The sequence below is a fragment of the Actinomadura darangshiensis genome, assembly GCF_004349235.1.
Lineage (GTDB): Bacteria > Actinomycetota > Actinomycetes > Streptosporangiales > Streptosporangiaceae > Spirillospora > Spirillospora darangshiensis.
This window is the reverse complement of record NZ_SMKY01000434.1, coordinates 1-5,751: the sequence shown is the minus strand read 5'-3', so window position 1 is coordinate 5,751 and position 5,751 is coordinate 1. Positions and strand designations below refer to the sequence as shown.

Annotated in this window: 4 protein-coding genes; 3 read left to right on the top strand and 1 reads right to left on the bottom strand. The window is 72.1% G+C overall.

What is annotated here, in order from left to right; translation table 11 throughout:
* Positions 1–232: helix-turn-helix domain-containing protein (locus E1293_RS43785; protein WP_243717452.1), on the bottom strand; the 232-nt coding region annotated here is incomplete at its 3' end.
* A gap of 29 nt (positions 233–261) precedes the next feature.
* On the opposite strand from E1293_RS43785, the gene E1293_RS43780 reads away from it, so the two are divergent.
* The 3 genes from E1293_RS43780 to E1293_RS43770 all read left to right on the top strand — a co-directional run bounded on the left by E1293_RS43780 (position 262) and on the right by E1293_RS43770 (position 4,786).
* Positions 262–561 carry a putative quinol monooxygenase gene (locus E1293_RS43780; RefSeq protein WP_132205553.1) on the top strand — a complete coding sequence of 100 codons (300 nt, stop codon included), beginning with the start codon at positions 262–264 and terminating at the stop codon, positions 559–561.
* Between the two features lie 905 nt (positions 562–1,466).
* A complete protein-coding gene (locus tag E1293_RS43775) occupies positions 1,467–2,264 on the top strand; it encodes an ABC transporter ATP-binding protein (RefSeq protein ID WP_132205552.1) in 798 nt (265 codons plus the stop codon).
* Entirely contained in the window at positions 2,261–4,786 is a 2,526-nt protein-coding gene (locus E1293_RS43770; RefSeq protein WP_132205551.1) for an ABC transporter permease, read from the top strand. The genes E1293_RS43775 and E1293_RS43770 overlap by 4 nt, the downstream gene beginning before the upstream one ends.
* Positions 4,787–5,751: the final 965 nt, after the last annotated feature.

The following is a 5,751-nucleotide window of genomic DNA, read 5'->3' as shown; positions in this document are numbered from 1 at the left end:
GTAGGTAAGCGCGTTCGTCGGCGTCGAGGCCGAGCGCACCGGCGACGGCGTCCAGGACGTCGGCGGACACGTTGCGGGCGCGGCCCTGTTCCAGGCGGGTGTAGTAGTCGACGCTCACCCCGGCCAGCAGCGCCAGCTCCTCCCGCCGCAGCCCCGGCACGCGCCGCTGGCCGCCGAAGTTCCCCGCACCGGCCTCGCCGGGGCGCAGGCGGGCACGTCGGGTCTTGAGCAAGATCGACCACTGAAGATCAGGAGTCCGTCGTGTCGAACACCCTCACCATCATTGCCGGCTTCGCCGCCAAGCCCGGGCACGAGCAGCGTCTGCGGGACGAGCTGAACGCGATGGTCGCGCCGTCCCTGGCCGAGGAGGGCTGCCTGGGCTACCAGCCGTACACCGACCCGAACCGCCCCGACCGCATGATCATCGTTGAGGAGTGGGCCGGCAGCGCCGCGCTCGACCTCCGCTTCTCGCTGCCGCACTTCGAGCACATCGCCCACGTCCTGGAAGAAATCCTCGCCGAGCCGTTCACGCTGCGCCGCCTGACCGACGTCCCCGCCTGAAAGGCTGCTCTGGCAGGCACGAGGCCGTTCCCGCGATCTTCACGGGAACGGCCTCGGCCACCGGTGCCCGCAGCGTGCCCTCCCCGCCCGGCACCGCCGGGAACACCACCTGCCGGACCGTGCCCTCCGGCGCACTCAGCGACGCCTCGGCGGATCGAGAACAGCTTCTCGGTCTTGCGGTACACCTTCCTGGCCTCGGCCTCGATCGCTTCCCGACCCTCCGTTCCGGCCCGTGTGCTGATCTTCGACACCAGGAGGGACATCAGGTGAGGGTGCAGTCGGGCTGCAGAGGTGGCTGAGGGCGGTGCTCACTCAGCTTTCCTCTTCGCATTTCTCTTCGTCTCCGCGCCGACGGCGCGCTCGCTCCGCGATCTCACTGGAGAGCTTGTCCTTTGCCGGGGTGGCCCGGTAGAGGATTTCGTTGCCGCGGCTCCTGGCCGCATCGACGCCCGTGGAAGTCATGGACGCCGCTCGCGACATGGTTGCTCGCCCAACTACAGCCGGGACTCGGTCGGGTGCAGCAGCACCTTCGCGTTGGCCGTGTTAGCGGCCGCATTCATCCGGTCCACCAGGCGCTCGGTGCACCGCGAGATCAGTTCCAGCCGGTCCTGCATTGCGGCGAGGGCGTCGAGTCTGTACCGCGGGGCGACCGGCCCTGCACCGGGCGGTAGTGCTCAAAGGAGTACGCCCCCGACGCCACATCGACGTGCTTCGCCGACCCGAGCGCACTGCTCGAAAGGGCCGTTCGCGCGGACCAGCCGTTAAGGATCGCCGCAACAGGGACGAACGCGTCGAGCCACCGATTGGCGGCCATGGACGGGGGCGCTTGTCCACCGATCGGTGGACGGCAGGTTCAGCTGATCGACCCTGCCCTGCTTCCCGCCCTATTGAGGAGGATGATCGCTATGAGGAACATCCTGCAAGAAGCGCGTTTCGGCGGCGGTGCGACCGGTGTGCCCGGTCCTGCCGACGTCGTCCGGTTGACGGCGGTACGCAAGGTCTATGGCGGTGCGGGGAATGGCGTGGTCGCGCTCGATGAGGTGAGCGTCGGGCTGCGGAAGGGCACCTTTACCGCGATCATGGGGCCGTCGGGCTCCGGTAAGAGCACGCTGCTGCAGTGCGCCGCCGGGCTGGACCGTCCGACGTCGGGCTCGGTGGTGCTGGACGGGGTGGAACTCACCTCGCTCGGCGAGCGGGAACGGACCCGGCTGCGCCGCCGACGGATCGGTTTCGTGTTCCAGGCGTTCAACCTGCTGCCTGCGCTGACCGTGCACGACAACGTGGCGCTGCCGTTGCGGCTGGCGGGCCGCCGTCCGGAGCGCGGGGCGGTGGAGGAGGTGCTGGAGCGGGTCGGGCTCGGCGGCCGGCTGCGCAGCCGGCCGGGTGAGCTGTCGGGTGGGCAGCAGCAGCGGGTGGCGATCGCGCGGGCGCTGATCACCCGGCCCGCAGTGCTGTTCGGGGACGAGCCGACCGGCGCGCTGGACACCGGCACAGCCCGCGAGGTCCTCCGCCTGCTGCGCGAGGCGGTCGAGGAGGCGGGGCAGACGGTGGTGATGGTCACCCACGACCCGGTCGCCGCCGCGCACGCCGACCGGGCGCTGTTCTTGGCCGACGGGCGCCTGGCCGGCGAGCTGGTCCGGCCGACCATCGAGCGGGTCGCCGCGCAGATGACGCGCCTGGGTGCGGGCGGAGCGGGCCAGTGATCGGGATCGCGGTGCGCACGCTGCGCTTCCACAAGGGCGGCTTCCTGGCCTCGTTCGCCGCGCTGTTCCTGGGCGCGCTGATCGTGGTGGGCTGCGGTGGGCTGCTGGAGACCGGCATCCGCGCCGCCGCACCACCACAGCGGCTGGCCGCCGCACCGATCGTGGTCACCGGTGACCAGCGCTACCACGGCACCGTCCAGGAGCTGATCTTTCCCGAGCGGGCCCAGCTGGACGCCGCCCTGACGGCGAAGATCGGCGCGGTCCCGGGGGTCGCCGCGGCGGTGCCGGACGTCTCCTTCCCCGCCGCCCTTGCCTCGCACGGCGCGGTCACCGGGCACAACTGGGCCTCGGCGCGGCTCGCCCCGCACCGCCTCGCGCAGGGTGCCGCGCCGTCCGGACCCGGGCAGGTCGTGCTGGGCGAGGACCTGGCCGACCGGGCCGGGCTGCGCACCGGTGGCAGCGTCGAACTGCTGGTGCGCGGGGCCGCCCAACGATTCCAGATCGTCGGGCTGGCAGCCGGCACCGGTGACGTCTTCGTCGCCGACACCGACGCGGGCCGCCTGACCGGACGCCCCGGCAGGATCGACTCGGTCGGCGTACTGCTCGCGCCCGGCGCCGACACCGGCCAGGTCGCCCGCGCCGTGGCGGCCGCGGTCGGGGCCGCCGACGAGTCAGGCCCGGCGGTGCTGACCGGGGACGACCGGGGCCGGGCCGAGGACCCCGGCCTGATCGAAGGCACCGACGACCTGATCCCGCTCGCCGCAGCGTTCGGCAGCCTCGCGGCACTGGCCATGGTGTTCGTGGTGGCCGGCACCGTGGGCCTGTCGATCCGGCAGCGGCAGCGCCAGACCGCGCTGCTGCGCGCGGTCGGTGCCACCCCTGGCCAGCTCCGCAGGATGATCCTGGCCGAAACGATGATCCTGGCGGTGGCCGCGACCGCGCTGGCCTTCGTCCCTGCCCCCTGGTTCGGCCGCCGGCTGCTGGAGGCCTTCGCGCACGGCGGCGTGGTCTCCGACACGGTCGCGTTCCGCTCCGGCACCGTCCCGCTGATCGCCGGCGCCGGCCTCGCCGTCACCGCCGCGCTGGGCGCCGCCTTCATGGCCGCGCACCAGGCGGCGCGCACCCGCCCGGCCGAAGCGCTCGCCGAGGCCGCGCTGCAGCGCCACTGGTTCAGCGCCGGCCGGCTCGTCCTCGGCGTGCTGTGCCTGGGCGGCGGCGCCGCGCTGGCGTTCGGCACCGCCGGGTCCGACGGCCCTGACGCCGGCGGCGTCGCCACTCCGGCCGCGCTGGTCTGGACGATCGCGTTCGGGCTGCTCGGTCCCGTCCTGGCCCGCGCCATCACCGCCGCCCTCACCCGGCCGGCCCGCGCGCTGTCCGGCCTGGCCGGCGAACTGGCCGCCGCCAACGCCCGCGCCCGCACCGCCCGCCTCACCGCCGCTGTGATGCCGGTCATGCTCGCCACCGGACTGGCCCTCAGCCTGACCTACCTGCAGACCACCCAGTCCGACGGCACCCGCCGCGCCTTCGAAAAGGCCCAGCGCGCCGACCTCGTGCTCACCTCCACCGCCGGCGGCCTGCCCCTCGACACGGTCGACACCGTCCGCAAGACGCCCGGGGTCGCCGCCGCGACCGCCCAGATCCCCAGCCGCGGCTTCATCGAACCCGCCACAGCACGCACACCCTCAAGGGACAGCGGCGAAGAGGAGTCGGCCGGACCGCAGCCCACCGAACTCGCCCTCCAGGGCATCACTGCCCAGGGAGCCGGCCAGACGACCGCCTACCGCGCCGCCACCGGAACCCTGACCGCGCTGCAAGGCGACACTGTCGCGCTGCCCACCCGCTACGCCACCGGACACCGGCTGGGCGACCCCATCGCGATGCGGCTCGGCGACGGAACCCGCACCCGGCTCAAGCTCATCGCCACCATCGACGCACGGCGCGGCTACGAGACCGCCCTGGTGCCGGCCGCGCTGCTGGCCCCGCACACCGGTACCGGGCTCGTCCCGCAGATCCTCATCAGCGCCGCCCCCGGCGCCGACCGCACCGCGCTGGCCACCGCGCTGACCTCCATCGGCCGCCCCGGCCTCCAGCTCACCGACCGCGACGGCCTGGCCGCCGCTCAGCAGGATCAGGATCACACCCAGGCCACCATGGCCTGGCTCGTCCTCGCCGTCGTCGTCGGCTACGCGGTCATCTCCCTGATCAACACCCAGGCCCTCGCGACCGCCGAACGCCGGCGGGAATTCGGGCTGATGCGCCTGGTCGGAGCCACCCGCCGGCAGATCCTGCGGATGATGGCCGTCGAGGCGACCCTCGTCGCCGCCGCGGGCATCACCCTCGGCCTGCTGATTGCCGCCCTCACCCTCATCCCAGCGGGCCTCAGCGTGCTGGACTCCGCCCTCCCGGGCGGCCCGCCCTGGATCCTCGCCGCGATCCTCGCCGCCGCTCTGGCACTGACCACACTCACCACCCTCACCGCGACCCTCGTCACCCTGCGCGGAGGCCCCGACACCACAGGCTGAAAGAGCCCGGGCCGCGGCCTTCTCCGTCAAGGACCACCGGTGAGCGCGTCCTCACCAACGGCCAGACCATGCCAACCCTCGGCGACGCAGTCGAAGGTTCCATAACTCGGTTTAAGCTTCCACGTAGAGCACGGACGCCTCCGGTGAGGTCGATTGACGAGGCTTCAGGGCCACATTCGGCGTATCTCCCGGCCACCGCCCTGTCAGTTCGCAAAGGCCTGGTCGGCGCCAATGCGCGCACGGATCTCGATGGTGGCCCGCTGCGTATGGAGGTTTCGCTGGCCTTGCCGGTACTCCTTCATGGCTTGCAGGTCGTCGGCTCGTTATGGCGGCCCATCCTGGGCGCATAGGAGCTTCTAGGAGTGCCGGTGGCGTGTACCGGTGATGTGGCTGCCAAGATCCGCGGACCGTGTGCTTGCCGAAACCTACGTCCGTGCAGGTGAGAGAGGTAGTGCCTGGCAGGCAGTGGGGCCGGGCTTTTGACAGTTCCGGGACGGGCCACGACACCGCTGTGCCGCGGGGTGATGGGTGGCTGTGCTGTTGCAATTGGCCTACTTGACCGTGGCGAACACCTTCGCGGCCCTCCGCCTTCTCCCGATGACTGATCGGGAGAAGGACACCGAGATTCTGGTGTTGCGGCATCAGGTCGCCGTGTTGGACACGGCTCCTGGTGCGGCCGGACCCGGTGCTGCGTTGGCACCGTCACCTGATTGCCGGTCGGCACGCTGCCCGCTCGAAACCCAAGCGGCCGGGCCGGCCACCGACCGTCCATCCGGTTGCTGGTGCTGCGACTGGTGCGGGAGAACCCGAGTTGAGGCTACCGGCGAGCGTTCCGCCACCACCTGGGCCGGCCTCCTGCGGCGATCTGGAGGGCACGCCGGCCCGCCGAGGTCCAGTGTCTCCTGATGACAGACGCGGTTACGCACGCACTGAGACCACACTTCGTCAGGGGCCGGGAATGGTCC